Source organism: Pseudomonas frederiksbergensis (assembly GCF_001952935.1).
Lineage (GTDB): Bacteria > Pseudomonadota > Gammaproteobacteria > Pseudomonadales > Pseudomonadaceae > Aquipseudomonas > Aquipseudomonas frederiksbergensis.
The window spans coordinates 2,003,547-2,026,367 of sequence record NZ_CP018319.1 but is presented as its reverse complement, the minus strand read 5'-3'; the positions used below and the strand labels follow the sequence as shown (position 1 = coordinate 2,026,367).

The following is a 22,821-nucleotide window of genomic DNA, read 5'->3' as shown; positions in this document are numbered from 1 at the left end:
CCATGACCGCGCCCTGGCAGCCGTTGCTCGAATGGTGGTTCGGAACACTCCAATCCCCCAACGAAATAGCGGCTGACAAGGGCAAGTTATGGTTCGGCAAGCGCGCCAGCCAGGACCTCGAAGCGCGCACGCGTTTCGGGGACCAGGTCGAGCAGGCACTGGCCGGCGGATTGACCGAGTGGGCGCAACGCCCCGAAGGTTGGCTGGCCCTGGTGCTGTTGCTCGATCAACTGCCGCGCATGATCTATCGCGACACTCCCAAATCCTTTTCAGGCGATCTCAGGGCCCAGGCACTGGTGGCGCAAGGCATTGCTGCGGATTTCGATCGGCAGTTGCGGCCGATCCAGCGAGTGTTCATCTACCTGGTGTTCGAGCATTGCGAGAATCTGGCGGTGCAGAACGAGGCGGTTTCGCGGTTTATCGATCTGGTTGAACAGCAACCCGAGGCGGATCGGGCGGTGTTTGCCGACAACCTGGATTATGCCGAGCGGCATCAGAAGATCATTGCGCGTTTTGGACGGTTTCCGCATCGCAATGCGGTGTTGGGCCGGGAATCTACGGCTGAAGAGCTGGAGTTTCTTTCAGGCCCCGGATCCCGCTTCTAGCTTTGATCGTTCCCACGCTCCGCGTGGGAATGCAGCCCGGGCCGCTCCGCGTCCCTTCCAGAGCCGAACGCGGAGCGTCCGTTGAGGCATTCCCACGCGGAGCGTGGGAACGATCAGTGACTGGCAGTTAAATCCTGAAACTACCCACCAACTGCTTCAACCGCGCCGCCTGCTGCTCAAGGTCTGAACACGCACGCAAGGTCGACTGCAAGTTCTCCACGCCTTCCTGGTTCAGCGTGTTGATCTCGGTAATGTCGACGTTGATCGACTCCACCACCGCCGTCTGCTCTTCTGTCGCAGTGGCCACCGACTGGTTCATCCCGTCGATCTCACCGATGCGCTGGGTCACGCTGCCCAGACGTTCGCCCGCCTGATTGGCGATGCCGACGCTGCTTTCGCTCTGGCGCTGGCTGTCGGTCATGGTGATCACGGCTTCCCGGGCGCCGACTTGCAGTTCCTCGATCATCTTCTGCACTTGCTGCGCCGAATCCTGGGTTCGGTGCGCGAGGTTGCGCACCTCGTCCGCGACCACGGCAAAACCGCGACCGGCTTCACCGGCCCGGGCCGCTTCGATGGCGGCGTTGAGTGCCAGCAGGTTGGTCTGCTGGGAGATGCTGGTGATCACTTCCAGAATCTGCCCGATGTTCACGGTGTTGCTATTGAGTGTTTCGATGTTGCCGCACGAATCGCTGATCTTCGCCGAGAGCTGCTGCATCGCCGCGATGGTTTTATCCACGACTTGCTGACCGTCCTCGGCCAAGGCGCGAGCATCGCTCGAATGCTGAGAGGCGAGGGCGGCGTTCTGGGCGATTTCCTGGGCGGCAGCGCCCAGTTCGTTGATGGCGGCGGCCACGCTGCTGGTGCGCGAGGCTTGCTGGTCGGAGTTGAACATTGACGAGTTCGACGCCGCCACCACACGCAAGGCGACTTCGTTGACCTGGCCGGTGGCCGAGGACACTTCGCGAATCGACGTATGAATCCGCTCCACAAAACGGTTGAACGAGGTGCCCAGCGCACCGAACTCGTCCTGGCCGTGAATCGTCAGGCGTTTGGTCAGGTCACCTTCGCCTTCGGCGATGTCATGCATGGCGCGGCCCATGGTCAGCAGCGGCTGCATCAGGAAGCTGATCAACATGCCCAACAACGCGATGATAATCACCACGGCAATGACCATGGCGATGATCGCCGAGGTGCGGAACTCGCTGAGCATCGAGAACGCGGTGTCCTGATCCAGCACCAGCGCCACGTACCAGTCTGCAGAGGGCACACCATTGACGTGGGTAAAGGAGATGAATTGGGTCTTGCCGTCGATCTCGACTTCTTTCATGCCCGGGCTGACTTTCGGCGCACCGTTCGGGTAGGCGTCGGCCAGGCTCTTGAGCACCAGTTTGCTGTCTGGATGAATCAGGATCTTGCCGTCGGCGCTGACGATGAACGCATGGCCGTGGCCGCCGAAGTTCAGCGAGTTGATGATCGCGCTGACGCTGGACAGGTCGATGTCTGCACCGGCGACGCCGATCATTTGATTCTGATGTTTCACCGGCGTGGCGACGGTGATCACCAGTTTGCCTGACGACGCGGCGATATAAGGTTCGGTGACGATGGTCTGTTGCGCAGTGTTCGCCGCCTTGTACCAGCCACGGGCACGGGGATCGTAATCCGCGGCACGATTGCCGGCCGGGACCGAGAACATCACACCGTCAGTGCCACCGAAATAGCTCAGCTGAAAGTTAGTGGTGTAGGCCGGCAAGTCGATGGCGCGCTTGAGGCTGGCCGCAGCGCTGCCGTCCACGGCGATCTGCTGGGACAGTGATTGCAGCAATTGAATGCGGCTTTCCAGCCAGGTCTGGATGTTGCTGGTGGTCAGGCTGCCGAGTTCCTGCATCGAGGATTCGGTACTGCTGCGCAGGGTTTGGCGCTGGCGGTAGTCGTTGAAAAGTATGAAACAAGCGAATGCAACGGCCACCACGAGGGCGGCAGCCAACAAGATCTTGTGGCTGAACTTCATGTTTCTGGTCATTAAATGAGCTACCGCGGAGGGGCTGGTCAACAAAGGGGCGTCAATTTGCCACAGTCGTGGGCGTTGCGCTGCTTTTATGTCGACTGGCCGGCGCCAAAGATTAGGCGGTTTTTGCGAAAACCGACGAAATACCCAATAGCGAAAGTAAAGTTGCAGATTTTCCAAATAAGGCAGACGAACGGCCAAATAAATAGCCGTGCGGCCGGGGAACCAGACAGGGGTTTTCTCTTCTAAGCTTCAGCTTGGCAGCCATGCCATTCCCCTTCGCCCCAGGAGCTACACCATGTCGCTGCGTTCTATTGCCCTGCTTTCGTTCTGCGTGTTGTTGGCCGCGTGCAGCAAGGTTAATCAGGAAAACTACTCGAAGCTGTCGTCAGGCATGCCCAAGGCCGAAGTGGAAAACTTGCTGGGCAAACCCGCCGATTGCTCGGGCGCGCTCGGCATGTCCAGTTGCACCTGGGGTGACAAGAACAGCTTTATCAGCGTGCAGTACGCCGGTGACAAAGTGTTGATGTTTTCCGGCCAAGGCCTGAAGTAAACCGGGGTTATACGCCCACGGGAGAAAAACAATGAAGCGGTTACTGATAGTCCTTTTAGCCAGCCTGGTTTTGGCCGGCTGCGCCACCTCTGGCGTAGATCCGTTGGCACCGAAAACTGCCAATAGCGTCAATCTCAAGAAGTACCAAGGGACCTGGTACGAGTTGGCTCGTCTGCCGATGTATTTCCAGCGCAACTGCGCGCAATCCGAAGCCCATTACACGCTCAAGCCTGACGGCAAGGTGTTGGTGCTCAATCGCTGCCTGACAGCGGACTGGCAATGGGAAGAGGCCAAAGGCGTTGCCTGGCCACAGGAACCGGGCAAGACCGACAAGCTGTGGGTCGAGTTCGATACCTGGTTTTCGCGGTTGATTCCGGGTGTGGCGAAGGGCGAGTATTGGGTGTTGTACGTCAGTGATGACTACAAGACCGCCATTGTTGGCGACCCGAGCCGCAAGTATCTGTGGCTGCTGTCACGGACCCCGACGGTCAATGGCGTAGTGCGTGAGGAACTGCTGAGCAAGGCGCGTCAGCAGGGTTATGACACGACGCGACTGATCTGGCGCGCGACAGATACGCAGATGGCCAAGACTTCTAACTGATCACTGCGCTACTGATCGTTCCCACGCTCCGCGTGGGAATGCCTCAATGGACGCTCTGCGTCTGCTGTTGGGACGCGCAGCGTCCCGGGCTGCATTCCCACGCAGAGCGTGGGAACGATCGGCGGGGGGTTAACCCAACAAATCGCGCAGGACTTGGGTGAAGGCGCGGTTACTTTCTTCTTCGCCAGCATGCCGCCCATCGCGCACAACCCACTGGCCATTGACCAGCACATCCCGCACCTGGCGATCGCCACCGGCAAACAACCAACGATTGAGAATCCCGTCGCCGCTGGCTGTCGCCAGGTACGGATCGTTGCCGTCCAGCACCAGCCAATCCGCACGTTTGCCAACTTCGAGCGCACCAATCGGCTGACCCAGCGCCTGAGCGCCGCCATCCAGTGCCGCGTCGTACAGCGTGCGGCCAACCATCGGCTGATCCGCGCCATACAAACGGTTACGTCGTTGGTCGCGCAGACGCTGGCCGTATTCCAGCCAACGCAATTCTTCCACCACGCTCAATGACACATGGCTGTCGGAACCGATGCCCATGCGCCCGCCCTGAGCGAGGAAATCCACCGCCGGGAAAATCCCGTCGCCGAGGTTGGCTTCGGTCGTCAGGCACAAGCCGGCGATGGCGCGGCTCTTGGCCATCAGCGTGACTTCTTCCGGGTTGGCGTGGGTGGCGTGAACCAGGCACCAGCGCTGATCGACTTCAGTGTTTTCGTACAGCCATTGCAGCGGACGGCGGCCGCTCCAGCTCAGGCAGTCATCGACTTCCTTCTGCTGTTCGGCAATGTGAATGTGTACCGGGCACTGCTTGTCGCTGGCCGCCAATACTTCGCTGATCTGCTGCGGTGTTACCGCGCGCAACGAGTGGAAACACAAACCCAGCGACTGCGCCGGTTGCTGCGCCAGGATCGGCTGCAAGCGCGACTGAAGCTTGAGGTAGTTTTCGGTGCTGTTGATGAAGCGACGCTGGCCGTCGTTCGGGGCCTGGCCGCCGAAACCGGAATGGCTGTAGAGCACCGGCAGCAGGGTCAGGCCAATCCCGGCGGAGCTGGCGGCGTGGCTGATGCGCAGCGCCAGTTCGGCCGGGTCTGCGTAAGGCTGGCCGTTGGTGTCGTGGTGTACGTAATGAAACTCCGCGACCGAGGTGTAACCAGCCTTGAGCATTTCGATGTACAGCTGACGGGCGATGACGCCGAGTTGATCCGGGCTGATTTTTCCGACGAGGCGATACATCAAGTCGCGCCAGGTCCAGAAACTGTCATTCGGATTACCCGCCACTTCCGCCAGCCCGGCCATGGCGCGCTGGAAGGCGTGGGAGTGTAGATTCGGCATACCCGGCAGCAGCGGACCGCTAAGCCGTTCGGCGCCATCTGCGTTGGAATCGGCCTGGATATGGGTCAACACGCCATCGGCGCTGACCTCAAGACGTACATTGTTGGCCCATCCACTAGGCAGCAGCGCGCGTTCGGCAAAGAAGGCGGACATGGTTCAGCACCCCATCGTGTGTTATTTGTATATACATATACAGACGTTTGCCTGCTCGGTAAACTCCGGCAAGCTAGCAACCTTTACTAAACGAACAAGGATTAACCGTGCCGACTCCCTCTGCCACATTGCCGCCGAATGCCAATCTGAGCGCCAATCTGGGCGACAGTCCGGCGCCCTTGTACGCCCGCGTCAAACAGATGATCACCCAGCAGATCGACAGTGGAAACTGGCCGCCGCACTACCGCGTTCCGTCGGAAAGCGAGCTGGTCAGCCAGCTGGGTTTCAGCCGTATGACCATCAACCGCGCCCTGCGCGAGATGACCGCCGATGGTCTGCTGGTGCGCATGCAGGGTGTCGGCACGTTCGTCGCCGAACCGAAAAGCCAGTCCGCGTTGTTTGAAGTCCACAACATCGCCGACGAAATCGCCTCCCGTGGCCATCGCCACACCTGCAAGGTCATCACCCTCGAGGAAGAGGCCGCCGGTTCCGAGCGTGCATTGGCCCTGGACATGCGTGAAGGCCAGAAAGTCTTTCACTCGCTGATCGTGCATTTCGAAAACGATATCCCGGTGCAAATCGAAGACCGTTTCGTCAACGCACTGGTGGCGCCGGAGTACCTCAAGCAAGACTTCACCCTGCAAACGCCGTACGCCTATCTGAACCAGGTCGCGCCGCTGACCGAAGGCGAGCACGTGGTCGAAGCGATTCTCGCCGAGCCGTCCGAATGCAAGTTGCTGCAGATTGAAAAGGGCGAGCCGTGCCTGCTGATTCGTCGCCGCACCTGGTCCGGCCGTCAGCCAGTGACCGCCGCCCGTTTGATCCACCCTGGTTCCCGTCATCGTTTGGAAGGTCGGTTTCATAAATGAATCAAGTAAAGGTTCTACGCGCAAAAGATTACCCGCGCATGCCGTGGAAAAACGGCGGCGGCAGCACTGAAGAAATCACCCGTGATGGAGGTGCCGGCCTTGAAGGTTTCGGCTGGCGCCTGTCGATTGCCGACATCGGCGAGTCGGGCGGTTTCTCAACATTCGCCGGCTATGAGCGAGTGATCACCGTATTGCAAGGCGACGGCATGACCTTGCGGGTTGATGGTCAGGACACTCGGCCATTGTTACCGCTGGACCCGTTTGCTTTCAGTGGCGAGAGCCAGGTTTCCTGCACATTGCTCGGTGGGCCGATCCGCGACTTCAATCTGATTTATGCACCGCAGCGTTATAGCGCGCGGTTGCAGTGGCTGGACGGCGAGCAGCGGTTTTTCAGTTCGGCCGGCACCGTGTTGGTGTTCAGTGTCACCGAAGCGCTTGAAGTGACGGTCGGTAACAGCGACGCACAACTGGGTCGCCATGATTGCCTGCAACTCGTCGGTAATGTCGGACTGCTGGATATCTCCATCAAGGGCCAGTGCTGTGTGATCGAGCTGACTGCACGCTGATCCAATACCACCACTGATCGTTCCCATGCTCCCGCGTGGGAATGCATCCCGTGACGCTCCGCGTCACCGTCGCAACAGCGGACGCGGAGCGTCCATGGCGGCGTTACCACGCAGAGCGTGGGAACGATCATCTGATTCGAAACTGCGCACCAACTTGTTACCGAACGCCCCAGCGTGGCGCAAAACCCCGCTCAAGTAACAGCTGTAATCCTCCTCGTAAAACCCTCCCGAAAAATTTCATCTTTGCCAGAACCCTTGATCCAGGCGCTCTCCAGCCATGTTCAAAACTTTTCTTGAACACTCATCCAGTAAGTTGGCCGCTTGATTGCATATGCTTGTATGTACAAGTAAAGACGTATGCGTATGAGTCGATCGAGGCTCCTCGCAACGTCCACTGATTCGCTTGTGTCGCGTTGACGCGCACAGGCTGGCTTACCCACCGCCAGGGTTGGTTTGGATTTATCGCTGAGGAGTCTTTTTCGTGACTGACAATACCCAGAAACCTACGAAGTATCGTGACGTTGAAATCCGTGCCGCACGCGGTAACAAGCTGACCGCCAAGAGCTGGCTGACTGAAGCGCCGCTGCGCATGCTGATGAACAACCTCGACCCGGAAGTCGCCGAGAACCCTAAAGAACTGGTGGTTTACGGTGGTATCGGTCGTGCGGCGCGTAACTGGGAATGCTACGACAAGATCGTCGAAAGCCTGACCAACCTGAACGACGACGAGACCCTGCTGGTGCAATCCGGCAAGCCGGTCGGCGTGTTCAAGACCCACAGCAACGCCCCGCGCGTATTGATCGCCAACTCCAACCTGGTGCCACACTGGGCGAGCTGGGAACACTTCAACGAACTCGACGCCAAAGGCCTGGCCATGTACGGCCAGATGACTGCCGGCAGCTGGATCTACATCGGCAGCCAAGGCATCGTCCAGGGCACTTACGAAACCTTCGTCGAAGCCGGTCGCCAACACTACAACGATGACCTCAAAGGTCGTTGGGTCCTGACCGCAGGCCTCGGCGGCATGGGCGGCGCTCAACCATTGGCCGCGACCCTGGCTGGCGCTTGCTCGCTGAACATCGAATGCCAGCAGGTCAGCATCGATTTCCGCCTGAACAGCCGCTATGTCGATGAGCAAGCCACCGACCTCGACGACGCGCTGGCCCGCATCGACAAATACACCAAGGAAGGCAAAGCGATTTCCATCGCCCTGCTGGGCAACGCGGCGGAAATCCTGCCGGAACTGGTCAAGCGTGGCGTGCGCCCGGACATGGTCACCGACCAGACCAGCGCCCACGACCCGCTCAACGGTTACCTGCCCGCTGGCTGGACCTGGGAAGAGTACCGCGCTCGCGCCAAGACCGAGCCGGCTGCCGTGGTAAAAGCCGCCAAGCAATCCATGGCCGTGCACGTTAAAGCGATGCTCGAATTCCAGAAAATGGGTATTCCGACCTTCGACTACGGCAACAACATCCGTCAGATGGCCCAGGAAGAAGGCGTCGAGAACGCATTCGACTTCCCGGGTTTCGTACCGGCTTACATCCGTCCGCTGTTCTGCCGCGGCATCGGTCCGTTCCGCTGGGCTGCACTGTCGGGCAACGCCGAAGACATCTACAAAACCGACGCCAAGGTCAAAGAGCTGATCCCGGACGACGCCCACCTGCACAACTGGCTGGACATGGCCCGCGAGCGCATCAGCTTCCAGGGTCTGCCGGCACGTATCTGCTGGGTTGGCCTGGGCCTGCGCGCCAAGCTCGGTCTGGCATTCAACGAAATGGTGCGCAGCGGTGAATTGTCCGCGCCAATCGTGATCGGTCGCGACCACCTGGACTCCGGTTCGGTCGCCAGCCCGAACCGCGAAACCGAGTCGATGCAGGACGGTTCCGACGCTGTGTCCGACTGGCCACTGCTCAACGCTCTGCTCAACACCGCGAGCGGCGCGACCTGGGTTTCCCTGCATCACGGCGGCGGCGTCGGCATGGGCTTCTCCCAGCACTCGGGCATGGTGATTGTCTGCGACGGTACTGACGAAGCGGCCGAGCGTATCGCTCGCGTGCTGCACAACGACCCGGCCACCGGTGTCATGCGTCACGCCGATGCGGGTTACCAGATCGCGATCGACTGCGCCAAGGAGCAGGGTCTGAACCTGCCGATGATTACCGGCAAGTAATGCAATACCTGTGGGAGCGGGCTTGCTCGCGAAAGCGGTAGACCAGTCGGCATTGATGTTGGATGTGCCGGCCTCTTCGCGAGCAAGCCCGCTCCCACAAAGAGCCGCTTCACAGTGAATTCCAATAACAATCCACAGAGGTTGAATCATGGCTGTTAACAGCGATCGTGCAGGCAGTAAACCGTTGATCGAGAAACGTTCGATCGACTACATCCCGGAAGCGGAGAGACACGGTCGTCTGTTGAGCCAGTTCACCCTGTGGATGGGTGCCAACCTGCAAATTACCGCAATTGTCACCGGGGCCCTGGCCGTGGTGCTGGGCGGTGATGTGTTCTGGTCGTTGATCGGTTTGTTGATCGGTCAACTGCTCGGCGGTGGCGTAATGGCGCTGCACGCGGCGCAAGGGCCCAAGCTTGGCCTGCCGCAGATGATCTCCAGCCGGGTACAGTTCGGCGTGTATGGCGCGGCCATCCCGATCGTGCTGGTGTGCCTGATGTACCTGGGCTTCACCGCAACGGGTACCGTGCTTTCCGGCCAGGCGCTGGGCCAGTTGTTTGGCGTCAGCGACAGCGTCGGGATCCTCATCTTCGCCAGTGTCATCGTGCTGGTCACGGTGCTCGGTTATCGGGTGATCCATTGGATTGGCCGTGTTGCCAGTGTCATTGGTGTGATTGCCTTCGTTTACCTGTTCAGTCGTCTGATGAGCCAGACGGACGTTGGCGCACTCCTGCAAATCCGCCACTTCAGCTGGACGAGCTTCCTGCTCGCGGTGTCGCTCGCGGCATCCTGGCAGATCGCTTTCGGCCCCTACGTGGCTGACTATTCACGCTACCTGCCGAGCAAGACTTCCTCGGTGAAGACCTTTTTCGCCGCAGGCGCAGGTTCGGTCATTGGCGCACAGGTGGCGATGATCCTCGGCGTGCTTGCCGCCGCCTCGGCCAACGGGCAGTTCGCCGGCCACGAAGTGGCCTATATCGTGGGTCTGGGCGGAACCGGTGCCACCGCTGCGCTGCTGTACTTCAGCATCGCGTTCGGCAAGGTCACCATTTCCACGCTGAACTCCTACGGCAGCTTCATGTGCATTGCGACGGTCATCAGCGGTTTCCGTGGTGATCTGAAAGTAACGCGCTTGCAGCGTCTGGTCTTCGTGCTGGTCATCGTCGGCACTGCGACCCTGATCGCGTTGCTCGGTCAGCACTCGTTCCTCGGTGCGTTCAAGTCCTTCATCCTGTTCTTGCTGGCCTTTTTCACCCCATGGAGCGCGATCAACCTGGTGGACTACTACTGCATCACTCGCGAGCGCTATGACGTGCCGGCCCTGGCCGATCCGAACGGTCGCTACGGCCGTTGGAACCCCCTCGGTATCAGCGTCTATGTCTTCGGTGTGCTGGTGCAACTGCCGTTCATCTCTACCAAGTTCTATACCGGTCCGCTGGTGGACGTTCTGGGTGGTGTGGATATTTCCTGGATCATCGGTCTGGTGCTTCCCGCCGGCCTGTATTACGTCTGCGCGAAAAAATGGCACAGCGCGGTACCCGATCACCTGATCCTGCCAGTCGAGCAGGACAGCGATGCAGCACCTATAACAAGCGGGGCCAGTCGCGCTGCGGCGCGGGCCTGATTGGACGTGGACAGGGCTGGATGCCTCTTGACTGCCGTAAGCCAACTCATGATTAGGAGCGTCACACAATGAAATCGAACAAGACCCTGCTGACCACATTACTTTCCATGGGCCTGCTGGCCAGCGCCGGCGCCACTCAGGCGGCGGGCTGGTGCGAGTCGGGCAAACCGGTGAAATTCGCCGGCCTGAACTGGGAAAGCGGCATGCTGCTGACCGACGTGATGCAAGTCGTGCTGGAGAAAGGTTACGACTGCAAGGTCGACAGCCTCCCAGGCAACTCCATCACCATGGAAAACGCCCTGAGCAGCAACGATATTCAAGTGTTTGCCGAGGAGTGGGTCGGCCGCAGTGAAGTCTGGAACAAGGCCGAGAAGGCCGGCAAGGTCGTCGGTGTCGGCGCTCCGGTCGTTGGCGCGATCGAAGGCTGGTACGTGCCGCGTTACGTGATCGAAGGCGACGCCAAGCGCAAGCTGGAGCCTAAAGCCCCGGACCTGAAAGCGATCGCCGATCTGGGCAAATACGCTGCCGTGTTCAAGGATCAGGAAGAGCCATCCAAGGGCCGTTTCTACAACTGCCCGGCCGGCTGGACCTGTGAGCTGGACAACAGCGAAATGCTCAAAAGCTATGGCCTGGAAAGCACCTACACCAACTTCCGCCCGGGCACCGGTCCGGCACTGGATGCCGCGGTGCTGTCGAGCTACAAGCGTGGCGAGCCGATCCTGTTCTACTACTGGTCGCCAACCCCGCTGATGGGCCAGGTTGATCTGGTCAAACTCGAAGAGAAACCAGGCGTGGACAAGAGCGTGACCATCAAGGTCGGCCTGTCCAAGACCTTCCACGAGCAAGCCCCGGAACTGGTGGCTGTGCTGGAAAAGGTCAACCTGCCAATCGACCTGCTGAACCAGAACCTCGGGCGCATGGCCAAAGAGCGGATCGAGTCACCAAAACTGGCGAAAATCTTCCTCAAGGAACATCCTGAAGTCTGGCACGCATGGGTGAGCGAAGACGCAGCCAAAAAGATCGACGCGGCCTTGTAGGTCGAGTGTCTCCGACTGTCGGCAGCGGCAGTCGGATGCTTGATCGCAACCCCTTGATTGAGAGTCTCTTATGTTTCCCGAAAGCTTTACCTTTTCCATCGCCGACTGGGTCAACAGTTGGGTCGATTCGCTGGTCACCAACTACGGCGATGTGTTCCGCAGCATCTCCGACACCCTGTTGTGGGCCATCGTCAATCTTGAAGGGCTGCTGCGTGCGGCGCCCTGGTGGCTGATGCTGGCGATCGTGGCGGGCGTTGCCTGGCACGCGACCCGCAAAGTCGTGACCACCGCTGTGATCGTTGGCTTGTTGTTCCTGGTGGGCGCGGTCGGCCTCTGGGACAAGCTGATGCAAACCCTGGCGCTGATGATGGTAGCGACGGTCATTTCGGTATTGATCGGCATTCCGCTGGGCATTCTTTCGGCGCGCAGCAATCGCCTGCGTTCGGTCTTGATGCCGCTGCTGGACATCATGCAGACCATGCCGAGTTTCGTGTACCTGATCCCGGTGCTGATGCTGTTCGGCCTGGGCAAGGTCCCGGCGATTTTCGCCACGGTGATCTACGCCGCGCCGCCGCTGATCCGCCTGACTGATCTGGGTATTCGCCAGGTCGACGGCGAAGTGATGGAAGCGATCAACGCCTTCGGTGCCAACCGCTGGCAGCAACTGTTTGGCGTGCAACTTCCGCTGGCCCTGCCGAGCATCATGGCCGGGATTAACCAGACCACCATGATGGCCCTGTCGATGGTCGTGATTGCCTCGATGATCGGTGCCCGTGGCTTGGGTGAAGATGTGTTGGTGGGGATTCAGACCCTCAACGTTGGACGTGGTCTTGAGGCCGGTCTGGCGATCGTGATTCTGGCAGTGGTCATCGACCGCATTACTCAGGCGTATGGTCGGCCACGGCATGAGGTGAGCAAATGAACAACGCAGCCATCAGCAAGATCGAAGTCAAAAACGTCTTCAAGATTTTCGGCAACCGTTCCAAGGATGCGCTGGCCATGATTGGCCAGGGCAAGACCAAAGACCAGGTACTGGCCGAAACCGGCTGCGTGGTCGGCGTGAACGATTTGTCGCTGAGCATCGGCACCGGCGAGATCTTCGTGATCATGGGCCTGTCGGGTTCCGGCAAGTCGACCCTGGTGCGCCACTTCAATCGCCTGATCGATCCCACCAGCGGCGCGATCCTGGTGGACGGCGTGGACATCCTGCAATACGACATGGAAGCCCTGCGCGAATTTCGCCGGCACAAGATCAGCATGGTGTTCCAGAGCTTTGGCCTGCTGCCGCACAAGACCGTGCTGGATAACGTCGCCTACGGCCTGAAAGTGCGTGGCGAGAGCAAGCAGATGTGCGCCGAGCGCGCGCTGCACTGGATCAACACCGTGGGCCTGAAGGGCTACGAAAACAAATACCCGCATCAACTTTCCGGTGGTATGCGCCAGCGTGTGGGCCTGGCTCGCGCCTTGGCGGCGGACACCGACATCATCCTGATGGACGAAGCTTTCAGTGCCCTCGACCCGCTGATTCGCGCGGAAATGCAGGACCAGTTGCTGGAGCTGCAAAAGACCCTGCACAAGACCATCGTCTTCATCACCCACGACCTCGACGAGGCTGTGCGCATCGGCAACCGCATTGCGATCCTCAAGGATGGCCGCCTGATTCAGGTGGGTACGCCAAGAGAGATCCTGCATTCGCCGGCGGATGAGTATGTGGACCGGTTCGTACAGCGGCGGGCTGCGGTGGTTTAAAGGCCGATCGTTCCTACGCTCTGCGTGGGAATGCATCCCGTGACGCTCCGCGTCACACATGCGCAGGGCTTGAGCCTTGCGCTGACAACGGGACGCGGAGCGTCCCAGGCGGCATTCCCACGCAGAGCATGGGAACGATCAAGTTCAAGAGGTTGAAGATGTCCCAGGCTGAAAAAATCGTTATCGCCGACGCCCCGTTGCGTTGGCAGGATGTGGTTGCCGTCGCCCGCCATGGCGCACAGCTTGAGCTGTCACCACAGGTCTGGGCGCGGATCGAAAATGCCCAGACCATCGTCCAGCGCATCGTCGTCAGCGGCGAGCGCGCCTATGGCGTCAACACTGGCCTCGGCGCGTTGTGCAACGTGTCGCTCAAGGACGAACAACTCAGCCAATTGTCGCGCAACACCCTGCTCAGTCACGCCTGTGGCGTCGGCGCCCCCTTGGCCGACGAACAGACCCGCGCAATCATCTGTGCCGCCATTCGCAACTACAGCCACGGCAAATCCGGCATTCATCGCCGGGTGGTCGAAGCCCTGTTGGCGCTGCTCAATCGCGGCATCACCCCGCAAGTGCCGTCCCAGGGTTCGGTGGGTTACCTGACCCACATGGCCCACATCAGCATCGCGCTGCTGGGTGTCGGCAATGTCAGCTATCGCGGTCAGATCGTTTCCGCGCAGCAAGCCCTGGCCGAAGAAGGTCTGCAACCGGTTCAACTGGGCGCCAAAGATGGCCTGTGCCTGGTCAATGGCACGCCGTGCATGACCGGCCTCAGCTGCCTGGCGCTGGCCGACGCGACGCGTCTGCTGCAATGGGCCGACGTGATCGGTGCCATGAGCTTTGAAGCCCAGCGCGGCCAGATTGCCGCGTTCGATGCCGAGATCATCGCGCTCAAGCCTCACCCGGGCATGCAGCAAGTCGGCATCAACCTGCGTGCGTTGCTCGATGGCAGTGAAGTGATTGCCAGCAGCAAAGGCATTCGTACCCAGGATGCGCTGAGCATCCGTTCGATTCCGCAAGTTCACGGTGCCGCTCGCGATCAGCTTGAGCACGCGAAAAAGCAGATCGAGACCGAACTCAACTCTGTCACCGACAACCCCATGTTGCTGGGCACGCCGGACGACTTTCGGGTGGTGTCCCAAGCCAACCCGCACGGTCAATCGGTCGCGTTGGCCGCTGACTTGTTGGCAATCGCCATGGCCGAAATCGGGTCCATCGCCGAACGTCGCCTGGACCGCTTGATCAACCCGCACGTCAGCGGTCTGCCAGCCTTTTTGGTGGCGAATCCGGGAGTGAACTCCGGGATGATGATCGTCCAGTACGTCGCCGCTTCGCTGTGTGCGGAAAACCGCCAGTTGGCGCAACCGGCGGTGCTCGACAACTACGTCACCTCGGGCCTGCAGGAAGACCATCTGAGCCTGGGCACCAACGCCGCGCTGAAGCTGCACCGCGCGTTGGAAAACTGCACGCAGATCCTCGCCATCGAGTATCTGTTGGCGGCTCAGGCGTTTGAGTTCTTGAAAGAGCAACGCTTCGGCGTCGGCACTGGTGCTGCCTGGCGTGTGCTGCGCGAGCGGGTTCCGGCTTACGATCAGGACCGCTGGCTGGCACCGGACATCGCCAGTGCCGCCGCCGTTTTGAAAGACCCGATTTTGCTGAGCAAGGTGTTACCGAACCTGAACTGATTCCCACCACACCAGCGTGCCAAGGCGCGGCTCCCCAAAAGACGAGACGCGACGGACAACGGACATTTCCGGAGCGTCTGGTGAGTTAATAAAAGACTCTCAAAAGGAGAATGATGTGACTGCGCTTAATTTGATTCCCGGCCAACTGAGCCTTGCCCAACTGCGTGATATCTATCAGCAACCGGTCAAAATCACCCTCGACAACAGTGCCTCGGCGCAGATCGAAGCCAGCGTTGCCTGCGTGGAACAGATCCTCGCCGAGAACCGCACCGCTTACGGCATCAACACCGGTTTCGGCCTGCTGGCTTCGACCCGCATCGCCAGCGAAGACCTGGAAAACCTGCAGCGCTCGCTGGTGTTGTCCCACGCCGCCGGTGTCGGCGAGCCAATCAGCGACGCGCTGGTGCGCTTGGTCATGGTGCTCAAGGTCAACAGCCTGAGCCGTGGTTTCTCCGGCATTCGTCGCGTCGTCATTGACGCGTTGATCGCCCTGATCAACGCCGAGGTTTACCCGCACATTCCATTAAAAGGTTCGGTCGGTGCATCCGGTGACCTGGCGCCGTTGGCCCACATGTCGCTGGTGCTGCTGGGCGAAGGCAAGGCTCGCTACAAAGGCGAGTGGATGGAAGCGACTGAAGCGCTGAAAGTGGCTGGTCTGACTCCGCTGACCCTGGCGGCGAAAGAAGGTCTGGCGCTGCTCAACGGTACTCAGGTGTCCACAGCTTACGCGTTGCGTGGTCTGTTCGAAGGTGAAGACCTGTTCGCTGGCGCCCTGGCCATTGGCGGTATGACGGTTGAAGCGGTATTGGGCTCGCGCTCGCCGTTCGACGCCCGCATCCACGCTGCTCGTGGCCAGAAAGGCCAGATCGACGCCGCTGCCGCTTACCGCGATCTGCTGGGCGAGCGCAGTGAAGTGTCCGACTCGCACCAGAACTGCGACAAGGTCCAGGACCCGTACTCCCTGCGCTGCCAGCCGCAAGTCATGGGCGCCTGCCTGACCCAGTTCCGTCAGGCCGCCGAAGTGCTCGCCATCGAAGCCAACGCCGTTTCGGACAACCCGCTGGTCTTCGCCGCTGAAGGCGACGTGATTTCCGGCGGTAACTTCCACGCCGAACCGGTCGCCATGGCTGCTGACAACATGGCCTTGGCTATCGCCGAAATCGGTTCCCTGAGCGAACGTCGTATCTCGCTGATGATGGACAAGCACATGTCGCAACTGCCGCCGTTCCTGGTGGCCAATGGCGGCGTGAACTCCGGCTTCATGATTGCCCAGGTGACCGCTGCGGCACTGGCCAGCGAGAACAAGGCGCTGTCCCATCCGCACTCGGTGGACAGCCTGCCGACTTCCGCGAACCAGGAAGACCACGTTTCCATGGCGCCGGCTGCCGGCAAGCGCCTGTGGGAAATGGCCGAAAACACTCGCGGCGTTCTCGCGGTGGAATGGTTGGCGGCCTGCCAGGGCCTGGATCTGCGTGAAGGTCTGAAGACCTCGCCAAAACTCGAAAAAGCTCGCGGGATTCTGCGTGCCGAAGTGCCGTTCTATGAGAAAGACCGCTTCTTCGCACCGGACATCAATGCGGCGACCGAGTTGTTGGCGACGCGTTGCCTGAATGAGCTGGTCTCGGCGAAGTTGTTGCCTAGCCTCTAACCCCCACCCACCCACCGATCGTTCCCACGCTCTGCGTGGGAATGCAGCCCGTGACGCTCCGCGTCACTGGACGCAGAGCGTCCCTAGAGGCATTCCCACGCGGAGCGTGGGAACGATCAAAGACGAGGAACTCGGGATGAAAACTCTCTGGCAACACTGCCACGTCGCAACCATGGCGCAAGGCGTCTACTCGATCATCGAGGATGCGGCCATCGTGACGTCAGGAGCGCACATTGAGTGGATCGGCCCGCGTGCCGAACTGCCGGCGGGCGAGTACCCGGCAGTCAATGATCTTAAAGGGGCCTGGGTGACGCCGGGCCTGATCGACTGCCACACCCACACGGTGTTCGGCGGTAACCGCAGCGGTGAATTCGAGCAGCGTCTGCAAGGCGTCAGCTATGCGGAAATCGCAGCGGCCGGTGGTGGCATCGCCAGCACCGTGCGCGCCACTCGTGCGGCCACTGAAGATGAACTGTTCGCCAGCGCTGCCAAGCGTCTGAAGAGCCTGATGCGCGACGGCGTGACCACCGTCGAGATGAAATCCGGCTACGGCCTGGACCTGGCCAGCGAACGCAAGATCCTGCGGGTCATCCGCCGTCTCGGCGCCGAGCTCCCGGTCAGCGTGCGCAGCACCTGCCTGGCCGCTCACGCCTTGCCGCCGGAATACGCGGACCGTGCCGACGACTACATCGATCACATCTGCGCCGAGATGCTCCCGGCCCTGGCCGCCGAAGGGCTGGTGGATGCGGTGGACGCGTTCTGCGAATACCTGGCGTTTTCGCCGGCGCAGGTCGAGCGGGTGTTCATCACCGCGCAGCAGCTCGGTTTGCCGGTGAAACTGCACGCCGAACAGTTGTCGTCGTTGCATGGCTCGAGTCTGGCTGCGCGTTACCACGCACTATCGGCCGATCACCTGGAATTCATGACCGAAGACGACGCCATCGCCATGGCCAAGTCCGGCACCGTCGCGGTGTTGCTGCCCGGCGCCTTTTACTTCCTGCGGGAAACCCAATTGCCGCCGATGGAGGCGCTGCGCAAGCACGGCGTGAAAATCGCCATCGCCAGCGACCTCAACCCCGGCACCTCGCCGGCACTGTCGTTGCGTTTGATGCTGAACATGGCGTGCACCTGTTTCCGCATGACCCCGGAGGAAGCCTTGGCCGGGGCAACGATTCACGCCGCCACCGCGCTGGGCATGGCTGAAACCCACGGTTCGCTGGAAGTCGGCAAGTGTGCGGATTTCGTCGCTTGGCAAATCGATCGTCCGGCCGACCTGTCGTACTGGCTGGGCGGCGACCTGGAAAAACGCGTCGTGCGTCACGGCGTTGAAGTGAGCATTTAGGAGAACAGTTGTGGATAAGGTCCTGAACTTCAAACAAGGTCGCGTACCGCTGCTGATCAGCATGCCCCACGCCGGCCTGCGCCTGACCCCGACGGTCGAAGCCGGGTTGATCCCCGACGCGAAAAGCCTGCCGGACACTGACTGGCATATTCCGCAGCTTTACGAGTTTGCTGCCGAGCTGGGCGCCAGCACCTTGGCCGCCGAGTACTCGCGTTTTGTCATTGACCTGAATCGACCGTCTGACGACAAGCCGTTGTATGCCGGCGCGACCACCGGTCTGTTCCCGGCGACGCTGTTCGACGGCATTGCGTTGTTCCGCGAAGGGCATGAGCCATCAGCCGCAGAGCGCGCGACTTATCTGGAGCAGATCTGGACGCCGTATCACAGCACCTTGCAGAACGAGCTGGCGCGGCTGAAAGCCGAGTTTGGCTATGCGCTGCTGTTCGATGCGCACTCGATCCGCTCGATCATCCCGCACCTGTTCGACGGCAAGCTGCCGGACTTCAACCTCGGCACCTTCAACGGCGCCAGTTGCGATCCACAGTTGGCCTCTCAGCTGGAAGCCATCTGCGCACGCCACGGCGATTACAGCCATGTGCTGAACGGTCGCTTCAAGGGCGGCCACATCACCCGGCATTACGGCAATCCCGCCGAGAACATCCATGCGGTGCAACTGGAGTTGGGCCAGTGCACGTACATGGACGAGTTCGAGCCGTTCCGCTATCGCCCGGACCTGGCGGCACCGACGCAGGTGGTGCTCAAGGAATTGCTGCAAGGGCTGCTGGCCTGGGGCGAAAAGCATTACGGATGACTGATCGCTGACTGATCGTTCCCACGCTCCCGCGTGGGAATGCCTCAAGGGACGCTCCGCGTCCAGTGACGCGGAGCGTCACGGGCTGCATTCCCACGCGGAGCGTGGGAACGATCGACTCGAACAGTCGCCACCGTGCAAAACACGGTCGCTACAGTTCGCTTTTGCCCTCTCGACGCTGCGTAATGTTCCGGGCACGGTGCACAAAGACACCGGCCCGACAATAATCCGCTGCCGCACGAGATCCTCCCAATGAAAAGACTGTTTACCCGCTGTCTCTCAATCCTCTGCGGCACGGCTGTGCTGAGCACCAGCGTCCTGGCCAGTGACGACGCTTCCTGCAAGGCCGTGCGCATGGGCGTGGTCAACTGGACCGACGTGATCGCCACCAGCGGCGTAGCTGACGTACTGCTCAATGGCCTGGGCTACGAAAGCAAGCAAACCAGCGCCGTGCAGCAAATCATCTTCGCCGGCATCCGCGACAAGCGCCTGGACATCTACCTCGGTTACTGGAAACCGGCGATGGACAAAAACATCGCGCCGTTCCTCGCTGCCAATCAAGTAAAAGTCATGGACAAACCGAGCCTGGCCGATGCCCAGGCAACGCTCGCCGTACCGGAGTACGTCGCCGAAGCGGGTCTGAAAACCTTCGCCGATATCGCCAGATTCAAGGACCGACTCGGCGGCAAAATCTACGGCATCGAGCCTGGCAGCGGCGCCAACACCACCATCAAGACCATGATCGAGACCAATCAATTTGGCTTGAAGGATTTCAAGCTGATCGAGTCAGGCGAGGCCGGCATGCTGGCCGCCGTTCAGCGGGCGGTGAATCGCAAGGAATTCGTGGTGTTCGTCGGCTGGACCCCGCACCCGATGAACATCAACATGAAAATCGCCTACCTGACCGGCAGTGAAGACGTTTACGGCCCGAACGAGGGCGCCGCCACTGTCTCCACCGTGACCGCCCCGGACTACGCAAAGCGCTGCCCGAACGTGAATCGATTGCTGGAAAACCTGACCTTCACCGCCGCCCAGGAAAGCCAGTTGATGGTGCCGATCATGGAGCGCAAGACGCCTCAGGATGTTGCCAGGCAATGGCTGCGTGATCATCCCGAGGATCTGCAGCGTTGGCTCGCCGGTGTCAGCAGCTTCGATGGCAAGGATGGCGTGGCGACGGTTCAGGCCAGTTTGAAAAACTGATCACCATTCCTCGGCATGTACGCTGTCTGTGGCGAGGGAGCTTGCTCCCGCTCGGCGGCGAAGCCGTCGTAAACCCGGCTGGTCGGGTGTATCTGATAAAACTCGGTTGAATGGTTTGGGGGCTGCTGCGCATCCAGCGGGAGCAAGCTCCCTCGCCACAGAACTGAGTTCCAATCCCAAACCGCTGAACTGACCGGCACCTGACTCATGGCTCCTTACCCGCTTTCTGCACAGATGACGGCTTTCGTCGAGAAAACCGTCAGCTTCAACAGCACCGACAGCAGCCTCAACGGTTTACGCCAGGCCTACAGCGACATGTGCCGGGCGTTCACTCCGTCGCGTCCCGCCGGGCTTTATGTGGTGGATTTCGAATTGGCGGGCGTGCCGGTGCGGTCTTATCAACCGCCGGTTTCGCCACCGACCATCGGTTGCCCGGGCATTGTTTATCTGCACGGCGGCGGTTGGGTGGTGGGGGACCTGGATTCCCACGACTTCATCTGCGCCGAACTGGCGTCGACGCTCGGCGTGCTGGTGATCGCCGTCGATTATCGGTTGGCGCCGGAATATCCGTTTCCGGCGGCGTTCGAGGATTGTTTGGGTGTCTGGCGCGCGCTACGGACCGGGCCATTCCGCCTCGATCCCGAGCGAACGCTGGTGGCCGGGGACAGCGCCGGTGGCAACCTTGCGGCGGCGTTGTGCCTGGCGCTGCGCGATGCGGGCGAGCCATTGCCGGCGGCGCAGGTGCTGATTTATCCGGGGCTGGGCGGCGATCACCGATTGCCGTCGCGCAGTGAATGCACCGATGCTCCCTTGCTCAGCAGCAGCGACGTGGATTGTTATCACGCCCTGTATTTGCGCGGCACCGGCCAGCCAAGTGCCTATGCGATGCCGTTGCTCGCCGAGGATTTCACTGGGCTACCGCCGGCCTTGATCGCCGTGGCGCAATTCGACCCGTTGCGCGATGACGGCGTGCTCTACGCCGAGCGATTGAACGCAGCGGGCGTGGCTGCGACGCTTTGTTACGGTGAGGGCTTGGTCCATGGCTGTTTGCGGGCTCGGGGGCAGGTCGCCGAGGTCGATGCACTCTACGAAACGCTGCTCGGCTATTTGTCTGAAAAAACCGGCTGAAAAACTCTGGCTCTGCAAGGCATGCTCATTAGCGTAATTCGGGTTTATGATGCCGGACGGCAGAATAATAGAAGTCCCCCCAGGGATGACCTCGACCCCTTACGGAGCGCGCAATGCAGACTTTGTACCCGCAGATCAAACCCCACGCCCGGCACGATCTGGCCGTCGATGAAACCCACACGCTGTATGTCGACGAAAGCGGTTCGCCGGAAGGTTTGCCGGTTGTGTTCATCCACGGCGGCCCCGGCGCCGGGTGTGATGCCCAGAGCCGTCGGTATTTCGATCCAAACCTGTATCGCATTGTGACCTTCGACCAGCGCGGTTGCGGTCGCTCCACGCCCCACGCCAGCCTGGAAAACAACACCACCTGGGATCTGGTCGCCGACCTTGAGCGAATTCGCCAGCACCTGGGCATCGATAAATGGGTGTTGTTCGGCGGTTCGTGGGGCTCGACCCTGGCGCTGGCCTACGCGCAGACCCACCCGGAGCGTGTGCACGGTCTGATTCTGCGCGGGATTTTTCTCTGCCGCCCGCAGGAAATCGAGTGGTTCTACCAGTGTGGCGCCAGTCGTCTGTTCCCCGATTACTGGCAGGACTACATCGCGCCAATTCCGCTGGACGAGCGCGAAGACTTGCTCTCGGCTTTCCATAAGCGCCTGATCGGCAACGACCAGATCGCCCAGATGCATGCAGCCAAGGCCTGGTCTACCTGGGAAGGCCGGACCGCCACCCTGCGCCCGAACCCGATGGTGGTCGATCGTTTCTCCGAGCCACAGCGCGCGTTGTCGATTGCCCGTATCGAATGTCACTACTTCACCAACAATGCATTCCTTGAACCCAACCAGCTGATTCGCGACATGGGCAAGATCGCCCATTTGCCTGGCGTGATCGTCCACGGTCGCTATGACGTGATCTGCCCGCTGGACAATGCCTGGGAACTGCATCAGAACTGGCCGAACAGTGAATTGCAGGTGATCCGTGACGCCGGCCATGCCGCTTCCGAACCTGGCATTACTGACGCACTGGTTCGCGCCGCCGATCTGATGGCCCATCGTATGCTCGACCTGGCCCCTGAAGAAGCATGAAGGGCCTGCTGCAGCGTGTGCGTGGCGCGCGAGTCGAGGTAGCGGGGGAAGTGGTGGGTGCCGTCGATCAGGGATTGCTGGTACTGGTGGCGATTGAGCCCGAGGATACTCGGGCGAGCGCCGACAAACTTTTGCAGAAACTGCTTAACTATCGTGTGTTCAGTGACGCCGAGGGCAAGATGAATCTGTCCCTGGCGGATGTAGGCGGTGGGTTACTGCTGGTCTCACAGTTCACCCTGGCCGCCGATACCAGGAACGGGTTGCGTCCGAGTTTTTCGACTGCTGCCCCTCCGGCCTTGGGCGAGGAGCTTTTCGACTATTTATTAGGTAAGGCGAAACAGGTGCATGGCACTGTGGCATCAGGTAGATTCGGCGCGGATATGCAGGTGCACCTGGTCAATGACGGCCCGGTAACCTTCCTGTTACAGACCTGAAAGCGCTTGAAACATGTTTTTAAGGGCATTTCGACTGTAAACAGGCGTTTTTCGCGATAAATACTTTGTTACCCCTGATGCGTTGTAACGCGGCCTACTAGATAATCGCGCGCTACGGGGATCAGCGTTCGTTGGTCCATTTTGACTTAGGTAGAGACTTGTCCTGAACCTCTTGGGGAATCATTTAGCCCCATAGGAGTCGGAACAATGCTCGCCAACTT

At 60.5% G+C, this 22,821-nt stretch carries 21 protein-coding genes; 18 read left to right on the top strand and 3 right to left on the bottom strand.

What is annotated here, in order from left to right:
* The first annotated feature begins 2 nt into the window (after positions 1–2).
* The gene (locus PFAS1_RS09400) at positions 3–605 is read left to right on the top strand and encodes a DUF924 family protein (RefSeq protein WP_076028971.1); all 603 of its coding nucleotides are present in this window, start codon (positions 3–5) and stop codon (positions 603–605) included.
* A gap of 127 nt (positions 606–732) precedes the next feature.
* Here the strand turns inward: PFAS1_RS09400 and PFAS1_RS09395 are convergent, their stop codons facing one another.
* On the bottom strand, positions 733–2,625 hold the full coding sequence (locus PFAS1_RS09395) for a methyl-accepting chemotaxis protein (RefSeq protein ID WP_156886709.1): 1,893 nt from the start codon (positions 2,623–2,625) through the stop codon (positions 733–735).
* Positions 2,626–2,725: 100 nt separating this feature from the next.
* Positions 2,726–2,878, bottom strand: coding sequence for a hypothetical protein (locus PFAS1_RS29445; RefSeq protein WP_156886708.1), 153 nt, complete (start codon positions 2,876–2,878; stop codon positions 2,726–2,728).
* 30 nt (positions 2,879–2,908) lie between these two features.
* Between PFAS1_RS29445 and PFAS1_RS09390 the strand changes: the two genes are divergently transcribed.
* Together PFAS1_RS09390 and PFAS1_RS09385 are read left to right on the top strand one after the other, a co-directional pair.
* Positions 2,909–3,163: a hypothetical protein gene (locus tag PFAS1_RS09390; protein WP_074872779.1), complete on the top strand. Its 255-nt coding sequence runs from the start codon at positions 2,909–2,911 to the stop codon at positions 3,161–3,163.
* 31 nt (positions 3,164–3,194) lie between these two features.
* A complete protein-coding gene (locus PFAS1_RS09385) occupies positions 3,195–3,764 on the top strand; it encodes a lipocalin family protein (protein ID WP_076028969.1) in 570 nt (189 codons plus the stop codon).
* 129 nt (positions 3,765–3,893) lie between these two features.
* On the opposite strand, the gene PFAS1_RS09380 is transcribed toward PFAS1_RS09385, so the two are convergent.
* The gene (locus PFAS1_RS09380; protein ID WP_076028968.1) at positions 3,894–5,258 is read right to left on the bottom strand and encodes a formimidoylglutamate deiminase; all 1,365 of its coding nucleotides are present in this window, start codon (positions 5,256–5,258) and stop codon (positions 3,894–3,896) included.
* 200 nt (positions 5,259–5,458) lie between these two features.
* Between PFAS1_RS09380 and hutC the strand changes: the two genes are divergently transcribed.
* From hutC to dtd, 15 genes are all read left to right on the top strand, one after another.
* The gene (gene hutC / locus PFAS1_RS09375; RefSeq protein WP_232252242.1) at positions 5,459–6,127 is read left to right on the top strand and encodes a histidine utilization repressor; all 669 of its coding nucleotides are present in this window, start codon (positions 5,459–5,461) and stop codon (positions 6,125–6,127) included.
* A complete protein-coding gene (locus PFAS1_RS09370) occupies positions 6,124–6,693 on the top strand; it encodes a HutD/Ves family protein (protein ID WP_076028967.1) in 570 nt (189 codons plus the stop codon). Before hutC ends, PFAS1_RS09370 begins: the two co-directional genes overlap by 4 nt.
* Positions 6,694–7,174: 481 nt before the next feature.
* Entirely contained in the window at positions 7,175–8,863 is a 1,689-nt protein-coding gene (gene hutU / locus PFAS1_RS09365) for a urocanate hydratase (RefSeq protein ID WP_074872794.1), read from the top strand.
* 148 nt (positions 8,864–9,011) lie between these two features.
* On the top strand, positions 9,012–10,484 hold the full coding sequence (locus tag PFAS1_RS09360) for a purine-cytosine permease family protein (protein WP_076028966.1): 1,473 nt from the start codon (positions 9,012–9,014) through the stop codon (positions 10,482–10,484).
* A 68-nt stretch (positions 10,485–10,552) separates the two neighbouring features.
* Positions 10,553–11,521 (top strand): ABC transporter substrate-binding protein, encoded by a 969-nt coding sequence (locus PFAS1_RS09355; RefSeq protein WP_076028965.1) that lies wholly within the window; start codon positions 10,553–10,555, stop codon positions 11,519–11,521.
* Between the two features lie 70 nt (positions 11,522–11,591).
* Positions 11,592–12,443, top strand: coding sequence for an ABC transporter permease (locus PFAS1_RS09350; protein WP_074872803.1), 852 nt, complete (start codon positions 11,592–11,594; stop codon positions 12,441–12,443).
* On the top strand, positions 12,440–13,270 hold the full coding sequence (locus PFAS1_RS09345; RefSeq protein ID WP_074872806.1) for a quaternary amine ABC transporter ATP-binding protein: 831 nt from the start codon (positions 12,440–12,442) through the stop codon (positions 13,268–13,270). The genes PFAS1_RS09350 and PFAS1_RS09345 overlap by 4 nt, the downstream gene beginning before the upstream one ends.
* A 158-nt stretch (positions 13,271–13,428) precedes the next feature.
* The gene (gene hutH / locus PFAS1_RS09340; protein WP_076028964.1) at positions 13,429–14,952 is read left to right on the top strand and encodes a histidine ammonia-lyase; all 1,524 of its coding nucleotides are present in this window, start codon (positions 13,429–13,431) and stop codon (positions 14,950–14,952) included.
* Positions 14,953–15,067: 115 nt separating this feature from the next.
* Positions 15,068–16,600: a histidine ammonia-lyase gene (gene hutH / locus PFAS1_RS09335; RefSeq protein ID WP_076028963.1), complete on the top strand. Its 1,533-nt coding sequence runs from the start codon at positions 15,068–15,070 to the stop codon at positions 16,598–16,600.
* Between the two features lie 136 nt (positions 16,601–16,736).
* Positions 16,737–17,942, top strand: coding sequence for an imidazolonepropionase (gene hutI / locus PFAS1_RS09330; RefSeq protein WP_074872816.1), 1,206 nt, complete (start codon positions 16,737–16,739; stop codon positions 17,940–17,942).
* 10 nt (positions 17,943–17,952) lie between these two features.
* Positions 17,953–18,753 carry an N-formylglutamate deformylase gene (gene hutG, locus PFAS1_RS09325; RefSeq protein ID WP_076028962.1) on the top strand — a complete coding sequence of 267 codons (801 nt, stop codon included), beginning with the start codon at positions 17,953–17,955 and terminating at the stop codon, positions 18,751–18,753.
* 252 nt (positions 18,754–19,005) lie between these two features.
* Positions 19,006–19,953 carry a choline ABC transporter substrate-binding protein gene (locus tag PFAS1_RS09320; RefSeq protein WP_076028961.1) on the top strand — a complete coding sequence of 316 codons (948 nt, stop codon included), beginning with the start codon at positions 19,006–19,008 and terminating at the stop codon, positions 19,951–19,953.
* A 207-nt stretch (positions 19,954–20,160) separates the two neighbouring features.
* Complete coding sequence (locus PFAS1_RS09310; protein ID WP_076028959.1) at positions 20,161–21,081, top strand: alpha/beta hydrolase; 921 nt, start codon at positions 20,161–20,163, stop codon at positions 21,079–21,081.
* Positions 21,082–21,194: 113 nt separating this feature from the next.
* Complete coding sequence (gene pip / locus PFAS1_RS09305) at positions 21,195–22,166, top strand: prolyl aminopeptidase (protein WP_074872830.1); 972 nt, start codon at positions 21,195–21,197, stop codon at positions 22,164–22,166.
* Positions 22,163–22,600 (top strand): D-aminoacyl-tRNA deacylase, encoded by a 438-nt coding sequence (dtd, locus tag PFAS1_RS09300; protein WP_074872833.1) that lies wholly within the window; start codon positions 22,163–22,165, stop codon positions 22,598–22,600. The genes pip and dtd overlap by 4 nt, the downstream gene beginning before the upstream one ends.
* The last annotated feature ends 221 nt before the right edge of the window (positions 22,601–22,821 follow it).

Bases quoted from the DNA above. Each gene is read 5' to 3' on its own strand.
- PFAS1_RS09400 (WP_076028971.1), top strand. From the start codon at position 3: ATGACCGCGCCCTGGCAGCCGTTGCTCGAATGGTGGTTCGGAACACTC.
- PFAS1_RS09395 (WP_156886709.1), bottom strand. From the start codon at position 2,625: ATGACCAGAAACATGAAGTTCAGCCACAAGATCTTGTTGGCTGCCGCC.
- PFAS1_RS29445 (WP_156886708.1), bottom strand. From the start codon at position 2,878: ATGGCTGCCAAGCTGAAGCTTAGAAGAGAAAACCCCTGTCTGGTTCCC.
- PFAS1_RS09390 (WP_074872779.1), top strand. From the start codon at position 2,909: ATGTCGCTGCGTTCTATTGCCCTGCTTTCGTTCTGCGTGTTGTTGGCC.
- PFAS1_RS09385 (WP_076028969.1), top strand. From the start codon at position 3,195: ATGAAGCGGTTACTGATAGTCCTTTTAGCCAGCCTGGTTTTGGCCGGC.
- PFAS1_RS09380 (WP_076028968.1), bottom strand. From the start codon at position 5,258: ATGTCCGCCTTCTTTGCCGAACGCGCGCTGCTGCCTAGTGGATGGGCC.
- hutC (WP_232252242.1), top strand. From the start codon at position 5,459: ATGATCACCCAGCAGATCGACAGTGGAAACTGGCCGCCGCACTACCGC.
- PFAS1_RS09370 (WP_076028967.1), top strand. From the start codon at position 6,124: ATGAATCAAGTAAAGGTTCTACGCGCAAAAGATTACCCGCGCATGCCG.
- PFAS1_RS09360 (WP_076028966.1), top strand. From the start codon at position 9,012: ATGGCTGTTAACAGCGATCGTGCAGGCAGTAAACCGTTGATCGAGAAA.
- PFAS1_RS09355 (WP_076028965.1), top strand. From the start codon at position 10,553: ATGAAATCGAACAAGACCCTGCTGACCACATTACTTTCCATGGGCCTG.
- PFAS1_RS09350 (WP_074872803.1), top strand. From the start codon at position 11,592: ATGTTTCCCGAAAGCTTTACCTTTTCCATCGCCGACTGGGTCAACAGT.
- PFAS1_RS09345 (WP_074872806.1), top strand. From the start codon at position 12,440: ATGAACAACGCAGCCATCAGCAAGATCGAAGTCAAAAACGTCTTCAAG.
- hutH (WP_076028964.1), top strand. From the start codon at position 13,429: ATGTCCCAGGCTGAAAAAATCGTTATCGCCGACGCCCCGTTGCGTTGG.
- hutI (WP_074872816.1), top strand. From the start codon at position 16,737: ATGAAAACTCTCTGGCAACACTGCCACGTCGCAACCATGGCGCAAGGC.
- PFAS1_RS09320 (WP_076028961.1), top strand. From the start codon at position 19,006: ATGAAAAGACTGTTTACCCGCTGTCTCTCAATCCTCTGCGGCACGGCT.
- PFAS1_RS09310 (WP_076028959.1), top strand. From the start codon at position 20,161: ATGGCTCCTTACCCGCTTTCTGCACAGATGACGGCTTTCGTCGAGAAA.
- pip (WP_074872830.1), top strand. From the start codon at position 21,195: ATGCAGACTTTGTACCCGCAGATCAAACCCCACGCCCGGCACGATCTG.
- dtd (WP_074872833.1), top strand. From the start codon at position 22,163: ATGAAGGGCCTGCTGCAGCGTGTGCGTGGCGCGCGAGTCGAGGTAGCG.